This is a genomic window from Leeuwenhoekiella obamensis, from assembly GCF_055391795.1.
In genome coordinates, this window is record NZ_AP029251.1 from 37,564 (window position 1) to 60,672 (window position 23,109).

Genomic DNA, 23,109 nt, shown 5'->3' on the forward strand with positions numbered 1-23,109 from the left:
GTATGGAAGATAACAACATCGCAGTAGGGCTGGATATTGGTACAACGAAGATCGTTGCCATGGTAGGGCGCTATAACGACTACAACAAGCTGGAGATCCTAGGAATTGGAAAATCCAAAAGCCTTGGTGTACACCGTGGTGTGGTTAATAATATTACCCAGACCATTCAATCCATACAGCAGGCGATACAAGAGGCAGAGAGCGCTTCTGGAAGAAAGATTGAAGATGTGGTTGTGGGTATTGCTGGGCAACATATTCGCAGTTTACAACACAGCGATTATATCACAAGACCTGATGCAGATGAGGTGATCAGCGCAGATGATATTGAGAAATTATGCGGGCAAGTGCATAAACTGGTTATGTTACCAGGAGAAGAGATAATTCACGTGCTTCCGCAGGAATTTAAGGTTGACGGTCAGGCTGAAATAAAAGAGCCTATCGGGATGTATGGCGGTAGACTGGAAGCTAACTTTCATGTGGTTGTAGGGCAGGTTTCGAGTATTAGAAATATAGGAAGATGTGTGAAAAGTTCTGGGTTAAGCCTTGACGATATCACATTAGAACCTTTGGCATCAGCCAATGCTGTATTAAGCCAAGAAGAAAAAGAAGCTGGTGTAGCGCTTATTGACATAGGTGGTGGTACAACAGATCTTGCCATTTTTAAAGATGGTATCATTAGGCATACAGCTGTTATCCCTTTCGGTGGAAATGTGATAACTGAGGATATCAAAGAAGGTTGTAGCATTATCGAGAAGCAAGCAGAATTGCTTAAGATAAAATTTGGCTCAGCATGGCCAGGTGAAAATAAAGATAACGAGATCGTAAGCATACCAGGTTTGCGAGGTAGAGAACCTAAGGAGATCACCTTAAAAAACCTTTCTAAGATCATACACGCTCGTGTAGTTGAAATTATTGAGCAAGTATATCTAGAGATCAAGAACTATGGTCACGAGGAGCAAAAGAAGAAGCTTATCGCGGGTATCGTTCTTACCGGTGGTGGATCTCAATTAAAACATTTAAAGCAGCTTGTAGAATATATTACAGGTATGGATACCAGAATAGGATATCCTAACGAGCATCTTGCCGGCGATAGTGATAGTGAGACTACCAGCCCGGTTTATGCTACTGCTGTGGGACTTGTGATGAACAGTCTGGAACATAGAAATAATCGTCTTAAGAAAGAAGAGGTTATTGAGGAGCCAGAAACATTAATGGAAGAACCTGCTTATGAAGCAGAAGAGCCGCAAGAAACACATGAAGATGTAAGCGCTACAGCATCGCAAAAGGAGCGCAAATCTATTTTTGATAAATGGATAGATAAATTCAAGGATTTCTTGGATAATGCAGAATAAGAAAAATTGACTAACTGACGAAAAAGAGTAAAACTGAATATTATGAGCAACACGGAGTTTGAGAACATTTCTTTTGACCTTCCCAAAAACCAGAGCAACGTCATTAAGGTGATTGGTGTAGGTGGTGGTGGTAGCAATGCCATTAATCACATGTTTCAATTGGGAATTAAAGGCGTAGATTTTGTGATCTGTAATACAGATTCACAAGCCTTAGAAAACAGTCCTGTACCTATCAAAATTCAACTGGGTGTAAGCCTTACTGAAGGTCTGGGAGCTGGTGCTAATCCAGATATAGGTGAGCAAGCAGCGCTAGAGAGTACAGAGGAAATTAAAGGCATGCTAAACACAAATACCAAGATGATATTTATCACCGCTGGTATGGGTGGAGGTACTGGTACAGGAGCTGCGCCAGTTATCGCAAAAATGGCAAAGGAACTTGATATTCTTACTGTGGGTATTGTTACTATTCCTTTTCAATTTGAAGGGAAAATGCGTAACGAGCAAGCACAGCTAGGTGTTGAGCGCTTACGTTCTCATGTAGATTCGCTTATTGTTATCAATAACAACAAACTAAGAGAAGTTTATGGTAATCTAGGATTTAAAGCTGGCTTTAGTAAAGCAGATGAGGTTCTTGCTACCGCTTCTCGCGGAATTGCCGAAGTTATAACTCACCACTATACACAAAACATTGACCTTCGTGATGCTAAGACCGTGCTTAGCAATAGCGGTACGGCAATAATGGGTAGTGCGCATGCAAGCGGAAGCCACCGTGCAACCGAAGCAATTCAAAAAGCATTAGACTCACCATTGCTTAATGACAATAAGATCACAGGTGCTCAGAACGTATTGTTGCTCATCGTTTCTGGTACAGAAGAGATCACTATTGACGAGATAGGTGAGATCAACGATCATATTCAGTCTGAGGCTGGTCATAGCGCTAACATCATTATGGGTGTGGGTGAAGATGAAGGTCTTGGTGATGCAGTTTCTGTAACGATCATCGCTACTGGTTTTAATGTAGAACAGCAAAATGAGATCGCTAATACAGAGACTAAAAAAATAATCCATACGCTAGAGGACGAGCAGCGTGCGCAGCATGAGCTTTCGCCAAAAAGCAACGGGCAAATTAATATTCCTGCGTCAACAACAGAGGTTGAAGAAGCAGATAAACCTGAGTTTCCAGAAGCTAAAGCAATTGAGCCAGAAGAGCCTAAGATTGTTGTGCATACGCTTGATGATACTCCAGAACCTATAGATGTGATCTTAGGAGAAAGAGAGAAGAAGCCAGTGCAGCAGCCTGAGCCAGAGGTTAAGAAAGAGCCTGTGCAAGCACAAACTCAAATGGATCTTATTCCTACTACTGAGTTTATTCGCAATATGGTCGTGAACTATGAAGAAGTTCTAGATTACAACGCAAAGGACGTAGAGTTTGAGATCGTAGATCTTAATCAGTCAGCTTTGCCGGTTAAAGAAGAAAAAGAAGAAGAGCAATTCACGCTGTCTTTTGATCTTCCGGTAAACGATGAGAAGCCCGTTCAAGTTGAGAAGCCTCAGGAAATTGAAGAAAAACCTTCAACTATAGTTTATGAACTTGAAGAGGAGGAAGAAGATGTAAATGACATTCACGTAAATAATGCTATTGAAGTTGTTCCTGTAACAGAGATTAACCAGAACGGTGAAAAGCGTTACAGCTTGGATGATTACATGGATGTTGAAGAAAGTCTTGTTTCGGCGCAAGCCCCACAAAAAGAAGAAGTGGATGAGTTTGCTGGGATGGAGAAAAAAACGGTTCAAAAGGAAGAGCCTAAGGAAGACCAAGAAGATGCTGCTGGCGATCCTATGAACAGCCCGATCTCAAAATTACTTACAGAGCGTGCTGCAGAGCGCAGACGTATGATGAAGGAGTTTAATTACAAATTCAATCACAGTCATGCTCGTATAGACGAGATTGAAAAACAACCAGCATACAAGCGCATGGGCGTTGATCTTAATGAGCGATCTGCAACAGATGGCAAGATCTCAAGAACCACGCTTAATACAGATAATGATGAGATACAATTGCGCAGCAATAACTCATTTTTGCATGACAATGTAGACTAGTTTAACTTGACCTAAAACCTATGGTTATGCATCCCGGTAAGTTCCCCAACTGCCGGGATTTTTTTATGCCCTAAGTAGGCAATAATACTTATCTTCGCTATCCTAAAAATTAAAGCAATATGAGTTTACAAGCAGAAGTAATGACCGCGATGAAGGAAGCTATGAAGGCAAAAGATCAAGTGGCTTTAACTTCTTTAAGAGCTATAAAGTCTGCGATTCTTAATGCACAAACAGAGAGTGGTGCGGGCAAAGATCTTACTGAAGAACAAGAGATACAAATGCTTCAAAAACTTGTAAAACAACGCAAGGATAGCGCTGCGATCTATCAAGAGCAAGGCCGTGAAGATATGGCGCAAGAAGAGCTAGAGCAAGCAGCAGTGATCCAGAAGTTTTTACCTGCGCAGCTTAGTGAAGAAGAGATTAGTGCTATTGTTGAGGAAGTTATCGCACAAACCGGCGCAGAAGGTATGAAAGACATGGGCAAAGTAATGGGCCTAGCTTCTCAAAAAATGGCCGGCAAAGCAGATGGCAAGACCATCTCAAGCATTGTTAAGTCTAAACTTATGTAAGATATTTTTTTCGCTTAAAGCGAAAAGAACGGCTGCGTAGCTCAGCTGAATAGAGCACTGGATTTCGGCTCCAGCGGTCGGGGGTTTGAATCCCTCCGCAGTCACGAATCAAAGCCCATCAATTGATGGGCTTTATTATTTGTAGAAATCACTAAAATTGACGCACGTCAATTTTAAAAAGTGAAGAATGTTAAAAACATGCTGTTTAACGATTTTTAAAAAACATTCCACAAAAGTTTGTCTTTTTTGAAAGAATTTTAAGTTGACTAACCCACCAACTGACTTAAAATGAACGATGAAGAACTAAATAATAGATATCGTCGTAAGATGATGTATTTTGCTGTTTTTCTTATACTTGTGATTCTTCTCAATCTTTATTTTATTTATTTAATACACAATTCACCAGTGATTGATCACAGTATTTTGATCGAGTAAAGTCTACATTGTCATTCTTCTCATAAAGAGATCTGTTGATAGAAACTCTGCAGATTTTCTTTGCCGTACTTACGCTCTAGTTGACGCATGGCAAAATGGGCACTTGCCATTTTTTGAAAGTGACTTATAAAAGTGACATTTATGGATGCGCCAGCAACGGCACCTATTACAGGTATCGCTTGTGCAGCAAACTTTTCGCCTACTTGTATGCTGTACCTTGATGCGATCTGACTTACAAATTTTGCGACTGGCGATGTGCTTTGTGAGGCGATATTTTTGATAATGTTTTTAGTTCCTTGTTCAGCGATATAAGCTTTTGCTTGATTTGTAGCAGACTGTAATGCGCTACGCACGGCATAATATCCTATATCAAGATCGTCGTCGTCTTTAGTGGTTCCGCCTAGAGCGAAAACCTGCATGCAGGCAAGTTGAGTTTCTATGGTGTTAATGTCTTCGCCATGACTTCTCGCAATATCCAGAATGGAGCGCATCATGAATTTAGTTGAAACCACAAGATCTGCAGTAAAACCCGCCGCACCAAAAAATCCTCCAGCCGCTCCCGAAATTCCTGTAACGATTTTATACGCATTTTTTATCGCAGGCCGTGGTGCGCCATCTCTCTGCATGGTTGCAAGATTCGCGCGTATCGATACTTGCAAAGCTTTTTGTGCGGTAAGATTCACCTTAGATTGTATTTTCTTCGGCAGAAGCACAAGCCCAGCATCTATAGGAGTTCCTACGGTATTAAAGACCTTCATGATGAAAGAGACATTTTCTAGATCATGCTTTGCTTTTGCAATGATCATCGCATCATCGTCAGCGATCGTAGGCGTTTTGGTTAGTGGATATTCCATCGGATTTTTTTCGAGTATCAAAGTTACAAATTTGCAAATGCGTAAAGGTTACAACGTGATGCGAGCAGGATTTATTTGGCTGTAGCCAAATAAAATACAGCATAATTAAAGTGATTTTGGTAAACCTACCTGTAATACTGGTAAGCCGGCGCATTGCTTTGTTCTTTATCTTTGTGTTAATGGTGTTAGCAATATTGTGTAACTAAAGGCTCAATTTGTTAACTTTAAGCAAAACTAGAATACGATGGCAAATTTCACTCTTAAGGTCAACGGTAAGCAAATGCAGGTTGACGTAGATCCTAATACACCAATGCTTTGGGTGCTTAGGGATCATCTCAAATTAGTAGGAACAAAATATGGTTGTGGTATCGCGCAATGCGGTGCGTGTACTGTGCATTTTAACGGTACGGCTGTGCGCTCATGTCAATTGCCGGTTTCAACGGTGGGCGATAATGAGATCACAACAATAGAAGGTCTTTCTGAAAATGGAGATCATCCTGTGCAAAAAGCTTGGATAGAGCATGATGTTCCACAATGTGGATATTGCCAAGCAGGTCAGATCATGACAGCTTCTGCCTTGCTTAAAGAAAATCCTAGTCCTAGTGATGAAGATATTGATAATGTAATGAGTGGTAATATTTGCCGCTGCGGGACATATACACGTATAAAGAAAGCGATTAAAACGGCTGCTAATTCCTAAAAACTAAGAAAATGAGTGTAGTAAAAACAACGATAGGAAGAAGGTCATTTTTGCGCAACGTTGCAGTTGCTGGCGGTGGACTTGTAATAGGTTTTAACTGGTTAGTTTCTTGCGATACCGCAGAAAAGGAAGTAAAACAATTGCCCAAAGAGTGGTTTGAAATTAACGGCTATCTTAAAATAGGAGACAATGGTATGGTGACTATTATGTCGCCTAACCCAGAAATAGGTCAAAATGTAAAAACCTCAATGCCTATGCTTGTGGCAGAGGAGCTAGATACAGATTGGAGCAACGTCATCGTAGAGCAAGCTCCATTAAATACAGATCTGTATCAACGTCAACTTGCGGGCGGTAGTCAGTCTATTCGCTTAGCTTGGGAGCCTTTGCGTCGCGCGGGTGCAACAGCACGCCAGATGCTTATTATGGCTGCAGCCAAAGAGTGGCAAGTGCCAGCAGAAGAGATAACTACTGAAAACGGAGTTCTAAAACATGAAAGCGGCAAAGAAGCACACTATGGAGAAATGGCTTCTGCGGCGGCACAATTTGAAGTTCCGGAAACTGTAGAATTAAAAGACAGTAAGGATTTTGCCATCATAGGTAAATCAAAGAAAAATGTTGACGGTGAAAAGATAGTGACCGGTAAGCCGCTTTATGGTATCGACACGCAAGTAGATGGAATGCTGATCGCGGGAATTATTCACGCGCCAGCCTTCGGGATGCAGCTTAAGTCTTTTGATGCTGAAGAGGCAAAGAAGATGCCAGGTATTAAAGATGTTTATGAGATGGAAACCTATCCTGGCGACTACAAAATGAGTTGGGTAGATGTTGACGCATTTCCAAAGCTTATTGTGGTGGTAGGAGAATCTACTTGGCAAGTAATGCAAGCCAAGAAAGCCATTAAAGCAGAATGGGAAACTTCAGCTGAAGCTGAGAAAACTATGGATTTCTTTGGCGGAGAAATGAAAGTGAAGACCCCAGCTGGTCTAGAGAATACAGAGAACCATACGTTTGAGATGGCTGCTGTAAATGGCAAATTTGAGAATCTCAATGTGTCAAGAAAAGATGGTGATCCAGAAGCGATGTTTGCAAAAGCGGCTAAGATTATAGAGAGTGATTACACAGCACCATTTTTAGCGCACAACACCATGGAACCCATGAACTTTTTTGCAGATGTAACTGCGGATAAGGCAACACTTCTGGGGCCCATACAAACACCAGAATTTATTGAGAAAAGTGTCTCTGATAAATTAGGGATGCCTCTTGAAAAAATTGACATTCAGATGACCAGAATGGGTGGTGGTTTTGGCCGCCGTTTATATGGTCATTTTGTGACAGAAGCTGCTGCGATCTCTCAAAAAATGGAAGCTCCAGTGAAGCTAGTTTATACACGAGAAGATGATATGACCTTTGGTACATATAGACCAGCATATCATGCTAAATACCGTGCTGCACTTGATGAGAATAATGAACTTATTGCTTTTCACGTAAGAGCTGGTGGTATTCCTGAGAGTCCTTTGTTTGCAAACCGTTTTCCGGCAGGAGCGGTAGAGCATTACCTTGCTGAAGAATGGACGATTCCTTCTAATATTTCTGTGGGAGCTTTCCGTGCGCCGCGCTCTAATTTTATCGCAGGTGCAGAGCAAGCTTTTCTTGATGAGGTTGCTGAAGCTGCAGGAAAGGATCCTATTCAATTTAGGCTTGACCTATTTAAGAAGGCAAAAGAAAATCCTGTAGGTGAAAATAACGACTACGACGCTGAGCGTTACGCTGGCGTTTTAGAACTAGTAAAAGAGAAATCTGGCTGGGGCCAAAGATCTTCAAATCTACACCGTGGCGTGGCGGCATATTATTGTCATAATTCATACGTTGCACATGTACTTGATCTCACCATGGAAGATGGAAAACCAAAGATCGAGAATGTATATTGCACTCTAGATTGTGGTATTGTGGTAAATCCTGATGCTGCTGTAAATATGGCCGAAGGTGGTAGTATTGACGGTATAGGTCATGCGATGTACAGCGCGATGAGCTTTAAAGATGGAGTTCCTGAGCAGAAGAATTTTGACACTTACCGTTTGATCCGTCATAACGAAGCACCTAAGAATATTCAGGTGGATTTTGTAGAAAGCGATGTAGCACCTACCGGACTTGGTGAGCCGCCGTTTCCTCCTGTGCAAGGAGCTTTGGCGAATGCCTTATACAAAGCAACCGGCAAGCGTCACTATGCACAGCCATTCATGAAAAATGATGAACTGGCAGTCTAGCTGATAAATTAAAAACACAAAGGCTGCTTAATTTTGAGCAGCCTTTTTTATAGCATGAGTTTGGGTAAAAACATTCGAGTTAGGTGTTGGGTTGAAGCTGATGGCGAAAAATATTTTGGCCCAGGACCGTATCAATTGCTTAAGCAAATTGAGCAGGAAGGTTCACTGTCAAAAGCCGCTGAAGCTATACAGATTTCCTATCGCAAGGCTTGGGATTTAATTAAAAGGCTCAATGAGAATGCTTCACAAACCATTGTCATTTTGCATAAAGGTGGTGAAAAAGGTGGCGGCGCAGAAATCACTGAAACCGGCATTAAGCTCATAAAAAAGTACGAAGCATTGCAGGAGGATTTAGAGAATACGCTTTTAAAACACAAATCCATTTTAGAGCAGCTTTAAAACAAATTCTTGTTTGAATATTATACTTTTTCCAGCCTAAAACTTAGTAAATTGCGATATGCAAGCTTAAACATAACGATTGCCATTGAACGCTAATTCTAAAATATATCTCGATTATAATGCCACCACTCCGGTTGATCCACGGGTGCTGGATGAGATGTTGCCTTATTTTTCTGAGGTTTTTGGTAATGCGAGTAGCGACCATTCTTACGGCTGGCATGCGCAAGATGCGGTTGATAATGCGCGTGATCAGGTTGCGAATTTGGTCAATTGCCGCCCAGCCGAAATCACTTTTACTTCAGGGGCGACAGAGGCTGCGAATCTGGCTTTATTTGGCTTTTGCCAAAAAAGTAAAAACAAAGGTAATCATATCATTACCTGTAAAACTGAGCATAAAGCCGTTCTAGAAAACATGAAGGCGCTCAAAGCTCAAGGTTTTGAAATCACGTATCTTGATGTTAACTCTCAAGGCGAAATAGATTTGGATGCTCTAAAAAATGCCATTACAGACCAAACGATTTTGTTCTGTATCATGCTTGCAAATAATGAAACCGGAGTGATTCATCCGTTGAAGGAAATCGTGGATTTAGCGCATGCAAAAAATGTCGCCGTCATGACTGATGCAACGCAAGCGGTCGGGAAAATCCCAGTGGACTTTAGGGAACTTGATGTGGATTTGGCTGTTTTTTCTTCCCATAAGATTTACGGGCCAAAAGGCGTTGGTGCACTTTTTATAAACAAGAAAAACAAGATTGAATTAGACGCATATTTCTTTGGCGGAAGCCATGAAAAAGGCCTGCGTCCGGGAACGTTAAATCATCCTGCGATAGTTGGTTTTGGTAAAGCCTGCGCACTAGCTTTCGCGGAAGCGGAAAATGAAAAATCAAGATTACTAGCACTAAGAAATCAACTAGAATCTGAGTTGGCAACTATTGAAGGAGCCATCATAAACGGAGCAAAAACCAAGCGTTTGCCAAACACAACAAACGTATCTTTTGAAAATGTAGACGGCTCAAAGTTACTTTTGAAATTGAACAAATTAGCCGTTTCGCGCGGTTCGGCTTGCACGGCAAACTTGGTGTTGCCGTCACATGTTTTGCTCGCGATGGGACACAGCGAAGAAGTGGCTTTTGCGAGTTTGAGGATAAGCGTAGGGCATAAAACAACTCAAGAAGATGTCGCCTTTGCCGCCGCAGAAATAAAACGCGTAGTCAACGAATTAAGATCCGTAACCGCATGAAGGAAATTGAGACAATCATCGCGGAGTATGAGCAGTTGAAAGCTGCCGGAACGCACTGTATTTTAGCGACGGTGGTTCATGTAGCGGGTTCTTCATATCGCAGGGCAGGCGCGCGCATGCTGGTGGATGAGTTTGGGAATATTACTGGCGCGATAAGTGGCGGTTGCCTAGAAGGCGATGCTTTGCGCAAAGCTTTGTTGGCTATGGAACGGCAGGAAAATAAGTTGGTTACTTACGACACCAGCGATGAAGATGATGCGGTGATTGGTGCGCAATTGGGTTGCAACGGAATCATTCAAGTTGTGTTTGAACCTTTGGATTTTCAGGATAAATATAATGCTTGCGAGACGCTGAAAGTGGTGATTACGCAGGATAGACCATTGGCGATTGTTGTGGGTTTTAATTTGGATAAATCCAAAAGTCAACTTGGAACTTTTCTTCTCGTGAATGAAGAAGGAAATGTAACCGGAAAGCCAATTCATGAATCAGTTTCTCAATGGATTTTGGAGAAAAGCAAGGAAGTTACAGCACTCAAACAATCTTATTTTGGTGAGGTTTATGATGGCGAAGAAAAAAGTCATGTTTTTATACAAGCGTATCAACCGCCGGTAAAATTGGTTTTGGTTGGCGCAGGAAATGATGCACAGATTTTAGCAAATCAAGCTGAACTTCTGGGTTGGAAGGTTATCGTTACAGATGGAAGACCAACACATGCCAATGCGCAGCGTTTTGCGCCTTCGTGTCAAATCATAGTGTCAAAACCAGAGCAAACGCTACAAAATATCAAGATTGATGAACGCACATGTTTTGTGCTCATCAGTCATAATTATAATTACGATTTGGCGGTTTTAAAACTGTTGCTGCATGAAGCTCAAATTCCTTATATCGGGATTTTAGGGCCGTTGAAAAAATGGCAAAGAATGCAGGAAGACTTGCAGCAGGAAGGAATAGAAGTAAGTGATGAAAACCTCAAAAAAATTCATGCGCCGGTAGGATTAGAAATAGGAGCAGAAACCCCAGCAGAAATCGGTTTGTCAATCCTAGCGGAAATCCAGAAAGTATTGACAAAAAACAGCGGGAATTCTTTAAAAGAAAAAGAAACGCCTATTCACGAGCATAAGCAAAGCAAGTTTCAAAAGGTCAGCGTTTGAGCAATTTTAAAAACATAGCTGTTGTGATTCTTGCGGCTGGGCAATCCAACCGTTTAGGCCGACCAAAACAGTTAGTTAACTATAAAGGAAAATCACTTTTGCAGCATGCGATTGATGTTGTAAAGGATTTTAATTTTGCAGAAAAAATACTTGTTCTTGGCGCTAATGCTGAGGAAATTCAGCAGGAGATTAACTTGAGCGGTTTTGACTTAGTGAAGAATAATAATTGGAATGAAGGAATTTCATCCAGCATAAAAATGGGTTTAGAAGCTACGCTTTCGCGAAAAGCTGACACAGAAAATATAGTGTTCTTGCTTTGTGACCAACCCTTTTTGGCGAAAGCCAATCTGGAGAAATTGATAGAAAATCAATTACAAAATGCGCCCATGGCGACATTCTCAAAATACGGAGAGAACATTGGGGTGCCGGCGATTTTTGCACAAGAGTCCTTTTCGCTTTTGCGAAATTTAAAAGGAGATGAAGGCGCGAAAAAACTAACGTTTTTACCCGGTTTTCAATATGAAACCGTGAACTTTGAAAAAGGCGATTTTGATGTGGATACCGAGGAGGACGTTGAAAAATTGAAGGAGTTAGAATGATGAAATTGAACGTAAAATATTTTGGATTAGTTGCCGAAGCAGCAGGAAAGCAGGAGGAAGTTCTTGAGTTTTCAGAAGGGATTTCTGCGACTGAATTATTGACCCAATTGGTAGAAAAATACAACATTCCAGATGCGGAATCTGTGCAGGTGGCAGTAAACCAAAACTTGGATACAAATGCAGTTTTAAAGGATGGAGATGAGGTGGCGTTGTTGCCGCCGTTTGCGGGAGGATGAGTAGGTATGATAGACAAATAAAGTTGGATGGCGTTGGCGCTGAAGGTCAGCAAAAGCTGCAAAATGCAAGCGTGCTAATCGTGGGCGTTGGCGGTTTGGGCTGTCCTGCGGCTATGTATCTTGCGGGCGCTGGTGTTGGTAAAATTGGTTTGATGGACCATGATAAAGTGGATATTACCAATTTGCACAGACAAGTTTTGTACACCGAGCAAGATTTGGGTAAACTCAAAGCCGAAGCGGCAAAAGCTAGTTTACAGCAGCGCAATAGCGAGGTGAATTTTGAAGTTTTTACGGAGCCGCTTACAATCGATAATGCTGAAGAGATTTTTAAAAACTATGATATCATCCTTGACGGTACAGATAATTTTGAAACCAAATACCTGATAAATGATGCCGCTATTTTATCCAGCAAACCTTGGGTATACGCTTCGATTTATAAGAATGAAGGGCAACTTTCGGTGTTTAATTATCAGGATGGGCCAAGTTATCGCTGCGTGTTTCCTAAAACAACCCGTCAAAATGTGAGCTGTGAAGCGACAGGAGTTTTGGGAGTTTTGCCGGGAATTCTAGGAACGCTCCAAGCGGCAGAGGTTTTAAAAATAATTCTTGGTCAGGGCGATGTGCTTTCAGGAAAGTTAAAGCTCATCAACATGATGCAAGCCTCAGAGCAGTTGATAAATATTTGGCGCAAGCCAGAAGAAATAGAAAAAGTAAAACGTGAGGGTATAATCCCGGTGCGCATTGATTGTGCGCTGAATGATAAATCTAGGTTTTATGTGGATGTGCGGGAGGTTTTTGAGCAGCCCAAACCACAAGGAAATATTTTAAATATTCCGCTGGGTGAATTGACAGAGCGCTATGCAGAAATCCCTAAAAATGATGCCGTTTTTGTGTTTTGTCAATCAGGGAAACGCAGTGCCATAGCGGTAGAATTGCTGAAATCAAAATACGGTTTTAGCAACATAAAAAATGTAGAAGGAGGAATTGAAACGATTATTGATGGATAAGAAAAAACCAAAAAAAGTATTTGTGCAGGGCGCAATCCCGGCAGAGAAAATAGCGGCTTCGGTGGCAAACCACCAGAGCAAAACAAACATTGGCGCACATAGTATTTTCTTAGGGCAAATACGTGCGGATGAAGTGGATGGCAAGACGGTTTCTGCGATAGAATACACAGCGTATGAGGAAATGGCAGAGCAGGTTTTTCATGAGATTAGAGAGGCGGCTTTTGCCAAATTTGACATCACTTGTGCGCATATTTATCACAGTCTTGGTACGGTGAAAACCGGTGAACTTTGCCTGTTTGTTTTTACGTCATCGGCGCATAGAAAAATCGCGATTGAGGCCACTAATTATTTTGTGGAAGAAATCAAAGCGAAGGTGCCCATTTTTGGGAAAGAGATTTTTGAGGATGACTCGCATCAATGGAAGGTGAATCAATAATGGCAGAGAAAAAAATCATAGACAACTTTGGGCGGCCGCATACATATCTCAGGATTTCCCTGACAGATAGGTGCAACCTGCGTTGTTTTTATTGCATGCCAGAAGAAGGAATTGAACTCACCGAAAAGGAAAACGTGATGACGCTTGAGGAGATAATTTCCTTGACGCGCACGTTTAGGGATTTAGGTGTGGATACCGTTCGGTTGACTGGCGGAGAACCGCTTGTGCGAAAGAATTTTGGCTATCTCGTGGAGGAGTTGGCAAAGCTTGGCGTGACCTTGAAATTGACGACAAACGGTATCGTGCTGGATAAATATCTGGAGCTTTTTGATAAAATAGGTTTGCGTAAAATCAACTTGAGTCTGGATACGCTAGATAAGGCAAAATCGGTGTTTATTACCAAGCGCGATTACTACGACCGCATCATGCAAAATCTAGAGAAAGCGCTACAGCTAAACATGCAAATCAAGCTTAATGTGGTTTTGATAAAAGGCGTGAATGATAACGAAATCAATGATTTTATAGCGCTTACGCGAAATAAAAACCTAGCGGTTAAATTCATTGAATTTATGCCGTTCAAAGGCAATAAATGGGACTGGAGCAAAGGCGTGAGCCAAGAAGAAATCTTGAAGACCATTGAGGGTAAATTTGGAGAAATCCAAACCCTGAAAAATCCTGCGCACAGCACTTCACAGAATTTTAAAGTGAAAGGTCACGAGGGAAGTTTTGGGATTGTGAGCACGATTACCAAGCCGTTTTGTGATGATTGCAACCGCATCCGCGTCACGGCAGATGGGAAGATGAAAAATTGCCTTTTTGCAAATTCTGAGACTGATTTGCTAACGCCCATGCGCGCTGGTCAAGCACTTGACAACATCATCGTCAATGCGATTAAAACCAAAAAATATTCACGAGACGGTATGGATGTAAAAATGGACGCCGACCACTACGAGCAAAACCGCTCAATGATTTCAATAGGAGGATAAATGGTTACGATAGAAGAAGCGCTACGCATTGTCAAAAGTCAGGAAATTGCTTTAAAAACACAGACCAATTCATTGTCAGAAGCTCTTGGATTTACGCTTTCGCGAAAGGTACTCGCGCCTTTTGATATGCCATCATTTGACAATTCGGCGATGGATGGTTATGCGCTTTGTGGGCTGCAAAAAGAATATACGCTCGTGGGCGAAATTGCCGCAGGCGATACAGCTGATTTGGTTTTAAAAGATGGCGAAGCTGCACGGATTTTCACTGGAGCAAAAGTTCCCGAAAATACCACAGCGGTGATGATGCAAGAAAAAACGAATATAGAAAACACAACGCTTTTTCTTGATGAGATGCCACGCGAAAGTCAGAATATTAGAAAACGCGGCGGTGAACTTGCGGAAGGTCAAATCGTTTTTAAAGTTGGTCATGTGATTAATGCAGCAACGCTTGGTTTGCTGGGAAGTTTGGGATTAGAAAATATTGAGGTTTTTCAAAAACCAACTGTGAAACTTATCACCACGGGAAACGAACTCATCACTCCTGGCCAACCCAAAGAAGAAGGACAGATTTACGAATCAAACAGTTTTGCGCTCTCGGGTGCATTGGAGCAGTTTGGTTTTCGCTGCAGCGAAAAAATCCAAATCAAAGATGATTATGAAGCTACAAAGTCTGGCATCGCAGCGGCGCTAGATTCTTGTGATGTGTTGTTGCTTTCTGGCGGAATTTCGGTGGGAGATTATGATTTTGTAAAGCAGGCGCTCGAAGAAAATGGAGTAGAGGAGCAGTTTTATAAAGTGATGCAAAAACCAGGGAAACCTTTGTTTTTTGGCCGAAAGGCAGACAAATTTATTTTTGCCCTTCCGGGCAACCCCGCTTCTTCATTGACTTGTTTTTATGTTTATGTTTTGCCGCTGTTGCAAAAAATAAGCGGTGCAGAAAAGTATGGTTTGACGCGTTATTATTTTCCTTTGAATCATGATTATGAGAACAAAGGCAACCGCCCGGTTTTCTTAAAAGCAAAATACACAGATGGTAAAATCGAAATTCTGGATGGTCAGGGTTCATCGATGATTCAAAGTATGGCGCTGGGGAATGCGCTCGCTTTTGTAAATGCTGAAACCGTTGTTAAGAAAGGCGAGCCCATTGAATGTTTGCAGATTAATTAAATCTACCGTCACCTTGAACTTGATTCAGCATCTCATGCGACCATAAAACAGTTTCAGTATGATGTCAAAATAAAAATATGCCCGTAGAATATTTACCCATCATTTTCTTTTTAATCGCCCTGTTTTACAGCTCTGTCGGCTTCGGTGGCGGGTCGAGTTACCTCGCGATTTTAAGCCTGTTTTTTACTGATTTTTACGAAATACGCTCCACGGCATTGGTGCTAAATATTTTTGTGGTAAGCATCGGGACTTTTGTTTTTATGAAGAACAAAGTATTCGATTTTAAGAAATTCTGGCCATTTTTTGTGCTCAGCATTCCGCTGGCATATTTAGGCGCGCAGGTCAAGCTTTCGCAAAAAGTTTTCTTCCTCATTTTAGGTGGCGCTTTGATTTTGGCAGGTGTATTCTTACTGCTTAAATACGTACAAAAACAATTAGATGAGCGCGAGTTTTCGCTTCCGCGAAAAATAGGTCTTGGTGGTTTTATAGGGTTGCTTTCGGGAGTTTCGGGTATTGGCGGTGGAATCTTCTTGTCACCCGTGCTTAACTTATTAAAATGGGCAAATCCCAGAACCGTGGCTGCGCTGGCATCTTTCTTTATTTTAGTGAATTCAATCGCCGGCTTGATAGGTCTTAATGTCGCTGGAACATTTCGTGTTGATGCGGCGTTGCTAGTAAAACTGGTAATCGCGGTAGTTCTCGGCGGAAGCCTGGGTTCTTACCTCTCAAATAAAAAATTCAATCTTAAATTCCTGGGAATCCTGACAGCTGTTTTAGTGTTTTATGTAGGATTGCGACTGGTATTGTTGAATGGGTTTGGGATAAAGATTTGATTATTCAATAGTTCCTTCAAGTCTTTTTTGAAGTTTATCATTCATCTCATCGCTAATAATATCCACAAGTTTTCTATTATCATATTCGTACATTTTAATGACTGTTGGCTCGATATTATTCTCATACTGGCCATCATCATTTTTGTCAATTCCAAATAGCACAATTAGGTCTTTTGAATCATTTAAAAATCTGTATTTGAACATATCCATTCCTTCAATAGATATTTTGTTCATTTTCTTCTCCTTCAGTGAGTAAATGTATAGATTTTTAAAATCTGATAAATTGATAACTCCGTCTCGATGTGTATCACTTTCAGCAACCTGCATCAAAAGCAAAATATCATCTGCAAAGTATTCTACATCGATTTGATTGAAGTTGATTCTTTTGTCAAAAAGCTGTTGTGTTGACTTATTTGTTGGATTATAAACTATTAGATTATTGAATTCGCCATAATGACGAGATGAATATCTTGAGTCTGATTTGTAGCCTCTTGAAGACGAAGCTCTCGATTTTAAATTGAGTACTCCTTCCACATCATCAATATCTTCCTTTTCATCTAAGGTTTTATGAGATACTGGAATAATATATATAGAATTTAGTGTGTCAACCAGTCTAGGTGCTTCGTAAGAAATTACCTGTTCTCTTTTGTTTTCTTTCTGCAACTCTTCGATTTTCTCATCAGATAGAATACCGTCATCATCATAATTATCAAATCTGCGGTGCTCAAGAATTGTAACTGTGATAAAAGCAAATAATGCAACTATTAGGAATATAACCCCTACTGTTCCTAGAACGGCAAGTAAACGTTGGTTGTATTTTTCTATTTTCATTATGAGCTTTTTATTAAACTAGTTGTCATGCCTTTCCCCTTTAAAAATCCTAAACAAGTGCAGCACAAAAGGAAAAACAGCATCCATAGATTCTTTTGCGCCGTTTGTTGAACCTGGTAGGGCTAAAACCAAACTATTTTTATACGTTCCGGCGACGCTGCGCGAAAGCATGGCATACGGCATTCTTTCTTGACCATAACTTCGTATGGCTTCCTCAATCCCGGGAATGCGACGGTCAAGAATGGGTGACAGAGCTTCCGGAGTGACATCGCGAGGAGAAAGTCCGGTGCCTCCTGTGAAAATAATCAGGTCGGCTCCATTTTCTTGATTGGCTTTGGTCTTTGCCACGATTTCTTCTTGTTCGTCAGGAATAATTGTGTACTCTAAAATCGAAACATTGCACTGTTCAAGTTTTGCGATAATCGCCTTTCCTGCACGGTCTTCCTTTTCGCCTTGAGCGATAGAATCACTACACACAATCACGGCTGCTTGTAAATCCTTCCTGAATTTATCAGTATAATCGCTCTTGCCGCCTTTTTTACTCACCAACTTCACCTGATGAATTTCCACGCCTTTGTCTATGGGTTTTAGCATATCGTACATGTTGAGCGCAACGATGCTGGCGCCGTGCATGGCCTCGACCTCCACACCGGTTTTGTAAATGGTTTTTACCGTGACAAGAATCGTGATTTCCTGCCCGTTGATTTCATATTCGACGCTGGTAAATTCAATGGGCATGGGGTGACAATCGGGGAGGAGTTCAGGGGTTTTTTTAACGCCCAGCAATCCGGCAGCCTTACTCATCGCAAACACGTCACCCTTGGGCACCGTACCGTTTTTAATCGCTTCAATCGTTTCGGGTTTGCTCACTTTTACGATGGCTTGTGCCGTCGCGATGCGCAGTGTATTTATCTTGTGGGTGATGTCTACCATTTTATTTTAATGTGTTACAGGATTAACCTGAATTTGGCCGCCTATAGCCTTAAGAACTTTCATTATTGTAGCAAACTGTGGTTTTGCACCGTCGGATAAAGCTTTGTACAAACTTGGTCTGCTAAGGCCTGTTTCTTCAGAAATTTTGGTCATGCCAATGGCTTTTGCAACATGACCTATCGCGTTGATAATATCTTTGCTGTCGCCGTCTTCAAGAACTGTATTTAGATATTCAGCGATCATTTCTTTGCTGTCGAGGTAATCTGCTATGTCAAATTTTGAAGTGCTCATTTTTTGTCTTTTAATTTGTTCCAAATCTCTTGTGCTTTTTTGATGTCTCGCTGCTGTGAAGATTTATCGCCACCTAGAAGTAATAAGATTACTTTACCGTCTTTTTCTGTGAAATAAACTCGATATCCTTTTGCGAAATTTATACGAAGCTCAAGAATCCCCTTTTCTACATTTTTACAATCACCAAAATGCTCATCACTTTCTAGTTTCTGAATTCTAAACAAAATTTTTGCTTTAGCTCTTAAGTCTTTCAACTTTTTGAGCCACTTATCAAATTCTGTTGTTTTCTCAATGAAGAACATTTAAGTGTATCTACTTGGATACAAATTTATGAAGTAAATATTTAATTTTTAAACTATTTTACAGTTTTTGAATACGCTCAAAATCTGCGGGCGTGTTCACGTTTGATACAAATATAGCATCTTCGGGAGGGAGCAAAACGGTTTTTACATTCAAATCTGCCAGTGCCAACTGCAGCTTGTATTCGCCGTTTTTCAAGCATTTTTCAAAATGAGGAAGGCAAGACTTGTTATACAATGCGATTAGTGGCATAGCTCTATTTTCGGCAGAAAGTTGAACCACATCAAATTTATTTGCATGTTGTAAAAGCGATTGCAAAATATGAGTTTTAATCAGCGGGACATCGCAACTCAGAACAAGGTTTAGGTCGGTTTTGCTTTGGCGTAAGCCAGAATAAATTCCTGCTAACGGTCCTGCATCTTCAAATGCATCTGAGATTTGGGTCAAGCCCAAAATCTTATGCGCAGGATTGTTGCTCAACAGAAGCATTCCGCTGACAAGCGGATTCATCGCATTGGCTACAAGTTTAGTAAAAGTCTTTCCGTTGAATTGCATCAACGCCTTGTCCTCCTGCATACGCGAACTTTCGCCACCCGCGAGAATGATGCCTGTGAGTTGTTCTTTATTCAACCGTGGTGAGGACTTTTTGCAATGTGATCTTTGTGCTTTTGCTCATAGGTTGATGACTTTTTGGGTCGATATGATTGTATGGAATGAGCGAATTTGTCTCAGGAAAATACGCGCCAATATTCCCCTGGGGCAGCTCATACGGAATCACAAGAAACTTTTTTGCCGTGCGGATCTTGCCGTCATAATTGCTAAAAAGATCTACTGTATCTAATTTTTGTAAATCGTGATCATGCATGTCTTTTTCATTCATAAATATCACGCGGCGTTCATTGTAAATCCCGCGATAACGATCGTCAAGACCATAGATCGTGGTGTTAAATTGATCATGCGACCGGAATGTGAACAGCAAGAATTCGTCTGGCTTAAGATTGTGTTCAGCCGGTTTGGTAACCGTGAACTGCGCTTTGCCGTGCGGCAACATGCTAAAGTCTAACTCGCGAGCGCTATTGGGTAAATAATAGCCAAAACCTTTAGAGCGTTCATTTGTGTTTTCAAAGCCCTTTACCGTCTTGTCTATATAATCGCGAATGAGGTCATAATCATGCGCTAGAATTTTCCAAGGCACCGGATGAGAACCATTAAAATAAGCATCTGCCATCATGCCGATAATATCGGGTTCGCTTTTGATCTTGCCAGAAGCAGGTTTTAAAAGTCCGTGACTTTGACGCACTTTTCCCGTGCTGCTCTCCATGGTAAGATATTGCAATTTCCCGTTTTGATTGTCTTTTTCAGAGCGGCCAAACGTAGGCAGGATCAATGCTGTTTTTCCAGTAATAAGATGTCCACGATTTAATTTTGTGCTGATCTGGACGGTGAGATCACAATTCTCTATGGCTTCGGCGGTATATTCTGTATCGGCGGCAGCCATCACAAAATTTCCTCCTAGGCACATAAAGACTTTAGTTTTTCCTTGATGCATCGCTGGGATAGCTTCCATCACATCATAACCGGGTTTTGTAGGTGGGTCAAAGCCCAAATGTTCTTTGATACGCGCGTTAAAATCTTCTTTTACAAAATGCATGATTCCCACCGTGCGATCGCCTTGCACGTTGCTATGGCCGCGCACTGGGAAAGTTCCCGTAAATGGTTTGCCTATCGCACCTTTAAGCAAAATTAGATTTACATATTCTTGAATGGTTTCTACGCCATTTTTATGTTGCGTGAGTCCCATGGCCCAGCATACAACGATCTTAGATTTCTTTGAAAGTAAAGCGACAACTTTATTAATGTCAGACTCAGAAACTCCTGTCCTGCTCAGTAGATCCTCGCTACTGTAATTTTCCAAGTCAGCGATAAATTCATCATAACCGTGGGTGTATTTAGCAATAAACTCATGATCAAAAACTTTACCCGAACCTTCATCAAGCAGCGCCAGTTTCTTTAAAATGAGTTTCATCAAGGCGATGTCTTCATTCACCTTTACAGGTAAATGGATGTCGGCGATATTTGTGCCACTGCCCAGCATGTCGCCCACTTTTTGTGGATTCTTAAAATTAATAAGTCCGGTTTCTGCAAGCGGATTGATGCTTATAATTGTCCCGCCATTTCTCTTGCATTTTTCAAGTGCGGTAAGCATGCGAGGATGATTCGTTCCGGGGTTTTGCCCTGCGACGATCACGACTTCGGCTTCATAAAGATCTTCCATTTTTGCAGATCCTTTTCCTATTCCTAAGGTTTCAGAGAGCGCCGTTCCGCTAGATTCGTGACACATGTTTGAACAGTCGGGCATGTTGTTTGTGCCCACCGCTCGCGCAAACATACCGTATAAAAATGCGGCCTCGTTGCTTGATCTTCCTGAAGTATAAAACGTGGCTTCGTCTGGGCTAGACATTGCTTTTAAGTTTTTCGCTATAAGCGAAAATGCCTCCTCCCATGCTATTTTTTCATAGTGCAATTTTCCCTCGCGCAACACCAGTGGCTCTGTGATCCTCCCGAATTTGTTCAATTCAAAATCAGAAAGCTGCGACAATTCCTCCACCGAATGTTTGCTGAAAAACTCGCCATCTATATGTTTTGTAGTCGCTTCATCGGCCAGCGCTTTTGCACCATTCTCACAGTATTCGGCAATTTTTGAAGGATTTTCGGGAACCGGCCACGCACAACTAGGGCAGCGAAAACCATCTTCCTGATTCATTTTAAAAAGCGCTTTTGTAGATCTAAAAACGCCCATTTCTTTAAAAGTATGTTGCAACGTCTGGTTGATCGCTTTAAATCCGGCGGCGGTGCGCACGGGTTTATCAATGCGCATGTCTGGATTAAATTCAATTTTACCGGTGCGCGAAACGTTGCGTTTAAAGGGAGTGCTCATAATCTAACAAAAATTCAATGATGTTAAATTACGGTTTTGATGCCTTACGGCGAAAATGCTGCCGCTAAAAGGGTGTTAAACTTGGAGTAAGATTTTTGTCGAAAGCCAGATAAATAAAGCGTTTTTACTGATCTTGAAGTTCGTAGGTGACGTAAGAGAATTTTGTGCCGTCAGGATTCCAAGAAGGTACATTGATCGTCCCTTGACCACCAAAAAACTCTTCTGTGAGATCAGTGATTTTCTTAGTTTGAAGGTCTAGAAGGCGCAGTTTTACTTGCCTGCCAAAGGGATGTTGCTGCTCCTGATCTTCAATATATGTGATGATTACGGCAACTTTATTGTTAGGATTTATGTGTGCAAACCAGTTAGAATGCGCGTCAAAAGTCATTTGCTCTTTTGCCGTGCCGTCTGATTTCATTCGCCAAATTTGCATCATCCCGCTGCGGTAAGAATTGAAGTAAATAAACTTACCGTCTGGCGAATATTCTGGCCCATCATCCAGACCTTCTGCGGTGGTTAAGCGTATTTCTTCACCGCCGTTCACGCTCATTTTGTAAACGTCATAATTTTCATTTCGGGGAGCGCAATACACAATGAATTTACCGTCTGGTGAGACACCGTGCCAATAAGATGGAGAAGCTGGTGTGATCAATTGCGGCTTACCGCCATTGCCCGGAACTTTAAAAATATACGAGCCGCCGTTCTCTGCTGTGCCGCTTGAGATAAAGAGTGTTCTGCCATCAAAGGAGAAGCCGTGATCGTTATTGGCTTTGTTCAATTTTCCTGTGTTGAATTTTCCTAGTTTTTTGCCTTGCGGCGAAATTTTCTCTAACTCGCCATTGCTGTTAATCAAAAGAAATTTTCCGTCTGGAGACCAGTTTGGCGCTTCAAAGTGTCGTTCTTCTTCTAGGATTTTTGTTGAGGTTTTAGACTCCAGATCATAAATATGTAATGAACTAATTACCGTTTTACCTTCTGGAACTTGAGCAAAAACGGGAATGGAAATTAGAAGAAATAAAAATTTTAAGCGCTTCATGAAAGATATCGACTAGTGATTTTATGAAGATACAGGAATAAATTTTCAGGAGCAAATGAGGTTTGGAACTGAAAAAAGCTCAGAAATGGCAAGATTATAAAATGATGTATTGCTGCTGAAACGCTGCTTTGGGTGAAGTAAAGTTGGCTGTTTATAAAATCTCAGACCGATAAGAGGATGACTTGAGAACTTTTGGCGAAAGCCAAAACAGGTTAATTGTGAGTGGTTTAAAAACAAAAAACCCGAGAAAAAATCTCGGGTTTTTAAAGTGGTACCTCCAGGAATCGAACCAGGGACACACGGATTTTCAGTCCGTTGCTCTACCAACTGAGCTAAGGTACCTCGCTAAAGCGGCTGCAAATATAAAAGCTTATTTCAAACTGCACAACACAAATTGAAAAATGTTCAATTTATTTTTAATCCTTTTTTCTAAATCGTTGATTCTACACGCT

Annotated in this window: 23 protein-coding genes and 2 tRNA genes; 16 read left to right on the top strand and 9 right to left on the bottom strand. The window is 41.3% G+C overall.

Annotated elements, in window-relative coordinates; translation table 11 throughout:
• Window positions 1-2: 2 nt before the first annotated feature.
• The 4 genes from ftsA to ACZ5L8_RS00215 all read left to right on the top strand — a co-directional run bounded on the left by ftsA (window position 3) and on the right by ACZ5L8_RS00215 (window position 4,125).
• On the top strand, window positions 3-1,352 hold the full coding sequence (gene ftsA / locus ACZ5L8_RS00200) for a cell division protein FtsA (RefSeq protein WP_464438883.1): 1,350 nt from the start codon (window positions 3-5) through the stop codon (window positions 1,350-1,352).
• A 42-nt stretch (window positions 1,353-1,394) separates the two neighbouring features.
• Window positions 1,395-3,452, top strand: a complete 2,058-nt coding sequence (ftsZ, locus tag ACZ5L8_RS00205; protein ID WP_464438885.1) for a cell division protein FtsZ — start codon at window positions 1,395-1,397, stop codon at window positions 3,450-3,452.
• A 119-nt stretch (window positions 3,453-3,571) separates the two neighbouring features.
• Window positions 3,572-4,021, top strand: coding sequence for a GatB/YqeY domain-containing protein (locus ACZ5L8_RS00210; protein WP_462599490.1), 450 nt, complete (start codon window positions 3,572-3,574; stop codon window positions 4,019-4,021).
• 30 nt (window positions 4,022-4,051) lie between these two features.
• Window positions 4,052-4,125: transfer RNA gene (locus ACZ5L8_RS00215), tRNA-Arg, on the top strand.
• Between the two features lie 351 nt (window positions 4,126-4,476).
• On the opposite strand, the gene ACZ5L8_RS00220 is transcribed toward ACZ5L8_RS00215, so the two are convergent.
• Window positions 4,477-5,310 carry an EcsC family protein gene (locus tag ACZ5L8_RS00220; protein WP_464438887.1) on the bottom strand — a complete coding sequence of 278 codons (834 nt, stop codon included), beginning with the start codon at window positions 5,308-5,310 and terminating at the stop codon, window positions 4,477-4,479.
• 244 nt (window positions 5,311-5,554) lie between these two features.
• Here ACZ5L8_RS00220 and ACZ5L8_RS00225 point away from each other — a divergent pair, with 244 nt between their 5' ends.
• The 12 genes from ACZ5L8_RS00225 to ACZ5L8_RS00280 all read left to right on the top strand — a co-directional run bounded on the left by ACZ5L8_RS00225 (window position 5,555) and on the right by ACZ5L8_RS00280 (window position 16,328).
• The gene (locus ACZ5L8_RS00225) at window positions 5,555-6,010 is read left to right on the top strand and encodes a (2Fe-2S)-binding protein (RefSeq protein WP_464438889.1); all 456 of its coding nucleotides are present in this window, start codon (window positions 5,555-5,557) and stop codon (window positions 6,008-6,010) included.
• 11 nt (window positions 6,011-6,021) lie between these two features.
• Window positions 6,022-8,274, top strand: coding sequence for a xanthine dehydrogenase family protein molybdopterin-binding subunit (locus ACZ5L8_RS00230; RefSeq protein WP_464438890.1), 2,253 nt, complete (start codon window positions 6,022-6,024; stop codon window positions 8,272-8,274).
• A gap of 33 nt (window positions 8,275-8,307) precedes the next feature.
• On the top strand, window positions 8,308-8,673 hold the full coding sequence (locus tag ACZ5L8_RS00235; RefSeq protein WP_464438892.1) for a winged helix-turn-helix domain-containing protein: 366 nt from the start codon (window positions 8,308-8,310) through the stop codon (window positions 8,671-8,673).
• A gap of 85 nt (window positions 8,674-8,758) precedes the next feature.
• The gene (locus ACZ5L8_RS00240) at window positions 8,759-9,913 is read left to right on the top strand and encodes a cysteine desulfurase family protein (RefSeq protein WP_464438894.1); all 1,155 of its coding nucleotides are present in this window, start codon (window positions 8,759-8,761) and stop codon (window positions 9,911-9,913) included.
• On the top strand, window positions 9,910-11,064 hold the full coding sequence (locus tag ACZ5L8_RS00245) for an XdhC family protein (RefSeq protein ID WP_464438896.1): 1,155 nt from the start codon (window positions 9,910-9,912) through the stop codon (window positions 11,062-11,064). Before ACZ5L8_RS00240 ends, ACZ5L8_RS00245 begins: the two co-directional genes overlap by 4 nt.
• Window positions 11,061-11,663 (top strand): nucleotidyltransferase family protein, encoded by a 603-nt coding sequence (locus tag ACZ5L8_RS00250; protein ID WP_464438898.1) that lies wholly within the window; start codon window positions 11,061-11,063, stop codon window positions 11,661-11,663. Before ACZ5L8_RS00245 ends, ACZ5L8_RS00250 begins: the two co-directional genes overlap by 4 nt.
• Window positions 11,660-11,899, top strand: a complete 240-nt coding sequence (locus ACZ5L8_RS00255) for a MoaD/ThiS family protein (RefSeq protein WP_464438900.1) — start codon at window positions 11,660-11,662, stop codon at window positions 11,897-11,899. Before ACZ5L8_RS00250 ends, ACZ5L8_RS00255 begins: the two co-directional genes overlap by 4 nt.
• On the top strand, window positions 11,896-12,906 hold the full coding sequence (locus tag ACZ5L8_RS00260; protein ID WP_464438902.1) for a ThiF family adenylyltransferase: 1,011 nt from the start codon (window positions 11,896-11,898) through the stop codon (window positions 12,904-12,906). The genes ACZ5L8_RS00255 and ACZ5L8_RS00260 overlap by 4 nt, the downstream gene beginning before the upstream one ends.
• Complete coding sequence (locus ACZ5L8_RS00265; RefSeq protein ID WP_464438904.1) at window positions 12,899-13,342, top strand: molybdenum cofactor biosynthesis protein MoaE; 444 nt, start codon at window positions 12,899-12,901, stop codon at window positions 13,340-13,342. The genes ACZ5L8_RS00260 and ACZ5L8_RS00265 overlap by 8 nt, the downstream gene beginning before the upstream one ends.
• Entirely contained in the window at window positions 13,342-14,328 is a 987-nt protein-coding gene (gene moaA / locus ACZ5L8_RS00270; RefSeq protein WP_464438906.1) for a GTP 3',8-cyclase MoaA, read from the top strand. The genes ACZ5L8_RS00265 and moaA overlap by 1 nt, the downstream gene beginning before the upstream one ends.
• Window positions 14,329-15,495 carry a molybdopterin molybdotransferase MoeA gene (locus tag ACZ5L8_RS00275; RefSeq protein ID WP_464438908.1) on the top strand — a complete coding sequence of 389 codons (1,167 nt, stop codon included), beginning with the start codon at window positions 14,329-14,331 and terminating at the stop codon, window positions 15,493-15,495. It begins immediately after the preceding gene.
• A 77-nt stretch (window positions 15,496-15,572) separates the two neighbouring features.
• Window positions 15,573-16,328: a sulfite exporter TauE/SafE family protein gene (locus tag ACZ5L8_RS00280; RefSeq protein WP_464438910.1), complete on the top strand. Its 756-nt coding sequence runs from the start codon at window positions 15,573-15,575 to the stop codon at window positions 16,326-16,328.
• Here the strand turns inward: ACZ5L8_RS00280 and ACZ5L8_RS00285 are convergent, their stop codons facing one another.
• The 8 genes from ACZ5L8_RS00285 to ACZ5L8_RS00320 all read right to left on the bottom strand — a co-directional run bounded on the left by ACZ5L8_RS00285 (window position 16,329) and on the right by ACZ5L8_RS00320 (window position 22,999).
• A complete protein-coding gene (locus ACZ5L8_RS00285; RefSeq protein ID WP_464438912.1) occupies window positions 16,329-17,159 on the bottom strand; it encodes a hypothetical protein in 831 nt (276 codons plus the stop codon).
• 18 nt (window positions 17,160-17,177) lie between these two features.
• Window positions 17,178-18,092: a bifunctional molybdenum cofactor biosynthesis protein MoaC/MoaB gene (gene moaCB, locus ACZ5L8_RS00290; protein WP_464438913.1), complete on the bottom strand. Its 915-nt coding sequence runs from the start codon at window positions 18,090-18,092 to the stop codon at window positions 17,178-17,180.
• A 6-nt stretch (window positions 18,093-18,098) separates the two neighbouring features.
• Window positions 18,099-18,383: an addiction module antidote protein gene (locus ACZ5L8_RS00295; RefSeq protein WP_464438914.1), complete on the bottom strand. Its 285-nt coding sequence runs from the start codon at window positions 18,381-18,383 to the stop codon at window positions 18,099-18,101.
• A complete protein-coding gene (locus ACZ5L8_RS00300) occupies window positions 18,380-18,685 on the bottom strand; it encodes a type II toxin-antitoxin system RelE/ParE family toxin (protein ID WP_464438915.1) in 306 nt (101 codons plus the stop codon). Before ACZ5L8_RS00300 ends, ACZ5L8_RS00295 begins: the two co-directional genes overlap by 4 nt.
• A 58-nt stretch (window positions 18,686-18,743) precedes the next feature.
• Window positions 18,744-19,313 (bottom strand): molybdenum cofactor guanylyltransferase, encoded by a 570-nt coding sequence (gene mobA, locus ACZ5L8_RS00305; protein WP_464438917.1) that lies wholly within the window; start codon window positions 19,311-19,313, stop codon window positions 18,744-18,746.
• Window positions 19,306-21,621 (bottom strand): FdhF/YdeP family oxidoreductase, encoded by a 2,316-nt coding sequence (locus tag ACZ5L8_RS00310; protein ID WP_464438918.1) that lies wholly within the window; start codon window positions 21,619-21,621, stop codon window positions 19,306-19,308. Before ACZ5L8_RS00310 ends, mobA begins: the two co-directional genes overlap by 8 nt.
• A 124-nt stretch (window positions 21,622-21,745) precedes the next feature.
• Window positions 21,746-22,657, bottom strand: coding sequence for a TolB family protein (locus ACZ5L8_RS00315; protein ID WP_464438920.1), 912 nt, complete (start codon window positions 22,655-22,657; stop codon window positions 21,746-21,748).
• 269 nt (window positions 22,658-22,926) lie between these two features.
• Window positions 22,927-22,999 (bottom strand) — tRNA-Phe (locus ACZ5L8_RS00320).
• Between the last annotated feature and the right edge of the window lie 110 nt (window positions 23,000-23,109).

Coding starts and splice junctions, on each gene's coding strand:
- ACZ5L8_RS00210 (WP_462599490.1), top strand. CDS start 3,572: ATGAGTTTACAAGCAGAAGTAATGACCGCGATGAAGGAAGCTATGAAG.
- ACZ5L8_RS00265 (WP_464438904.1), top strand. CDS start 12,899: ATGGATAAGAAAAAACCAAAAAAAGTATTTGTGCAGGGCGCAATCCCG.
- ACZ5L8_RS00220 (WP_464438887.1), bottom strand. CDS start 5,310: ATGGAATATCCACTAACCAAAACGCCTACGATCGCTGACGATGATGCG.
- ACZ5L8_RS00310 (WP_464438918.1), bottom strand. CDS start 21,621: ATGAGCACTCCCTTTAAACGCAACGTTTCGCGCACCGGTAAAATTGAA.
- ACZ5L8_RS00285 (WP_464438912.1), bottom strand. CDS start 17,159: ATGAAAATAGAAAAATACAACCAACGTTTACTTGCCGTTCTAGGAACA.
- moaCB (WP_464438913.1), bottom strand. CDS start 18,092: ATGGTAGACATCACCCACAAGATAAATACACTGCGCATCGCGACGGCA.
- ACZ5L8_RS00255 (WP_464438900.1), top strand. CDS start 11,660: ATGATGAAATTGAACGTAAAATATTTTGGATTAGTTGCCGAAGCAGCA.
- ACZ5L8_RS00260 (WP_464438902.1), top strand. CDS start 11,896: ATGAGTAGGTATGATAGACAAATAAAGTTGGATGGCGTTGGCGCTGAA.
- ACZ5L8_RS00230 (WP_464438890.1), top strand. CDS start 6,022: ATGAGTGTAGTAAAAACAACGATAGGAAGAAGGTCATTTTTGCGCAAC.
- ACZ5L8_RS00315 (WP_464438920.1), bottom strand. CDS start 22,657: ATGAAGCGCTTAAAATTTTTATTTCTTCTAATTTCCATTCCCGTTTTT.
- ACZ5L8_RS00275 (WP_464438908.1), top strand. CDS start 14,329: ATGGTTACGATAGAAGAAGCGCTACGCATTGTCAAAAGTCAGGAAATT.
- ftsA (WP_464438883.1), top strand. CDS start 3: ATGGAAGATAACAACATCGCAGTAGGGCTGGATATTGGTACAACGAAG.
- ACZ5L8_RS00245 (WP_464438896.1), top strand. CDS start 9,910: ATGAAGGAAATTGAGACAATCATCGCGGAGTATGAGCAGTTGAAAGCT.
- moaA (WP_464438906.1), top strand. CDS start 13,342: ATGGCAGAGAAAAAAATCATAGACAACTTTGGGCGGCCGCATACATAT.
- ACZ5L8_RS00280 (WP_464438910.1), top strand. CDS start 15,573: ATGCCCGTAGAATATTTACCCATCATTTTCTTTTTAATCGCCCTGTTT.
- ACZ5L8_RS00295 (WP_464438914.1), bottom strand. CDS start 18,383: ATGAGCACTTCAAAATTTGACATAGCAGATTACCTCGACAGCAAAGAA.
- ACZ5L8_RS00225 (WP_464438889.1), top strand. CDS start 5,555: ATGGCAAATTTCACTCTTAAGGTCAACGGTAAGCAAATGCAGGTTGAC.
- ACZ5L8_RS00300 (WP_464438915.1), bottom strand. CDS start 18,685: ATGTTCTTCATTGAGAAAACAACAGAATTTGATAAGTGGCTCAAAAAG.
- ftsZ (WP_464438885.1), top strand. CDS start 1,395: ATGAGCAACACGGAGTTTGAGAACATTTCTTTTGACCTTCCCAAAAAC.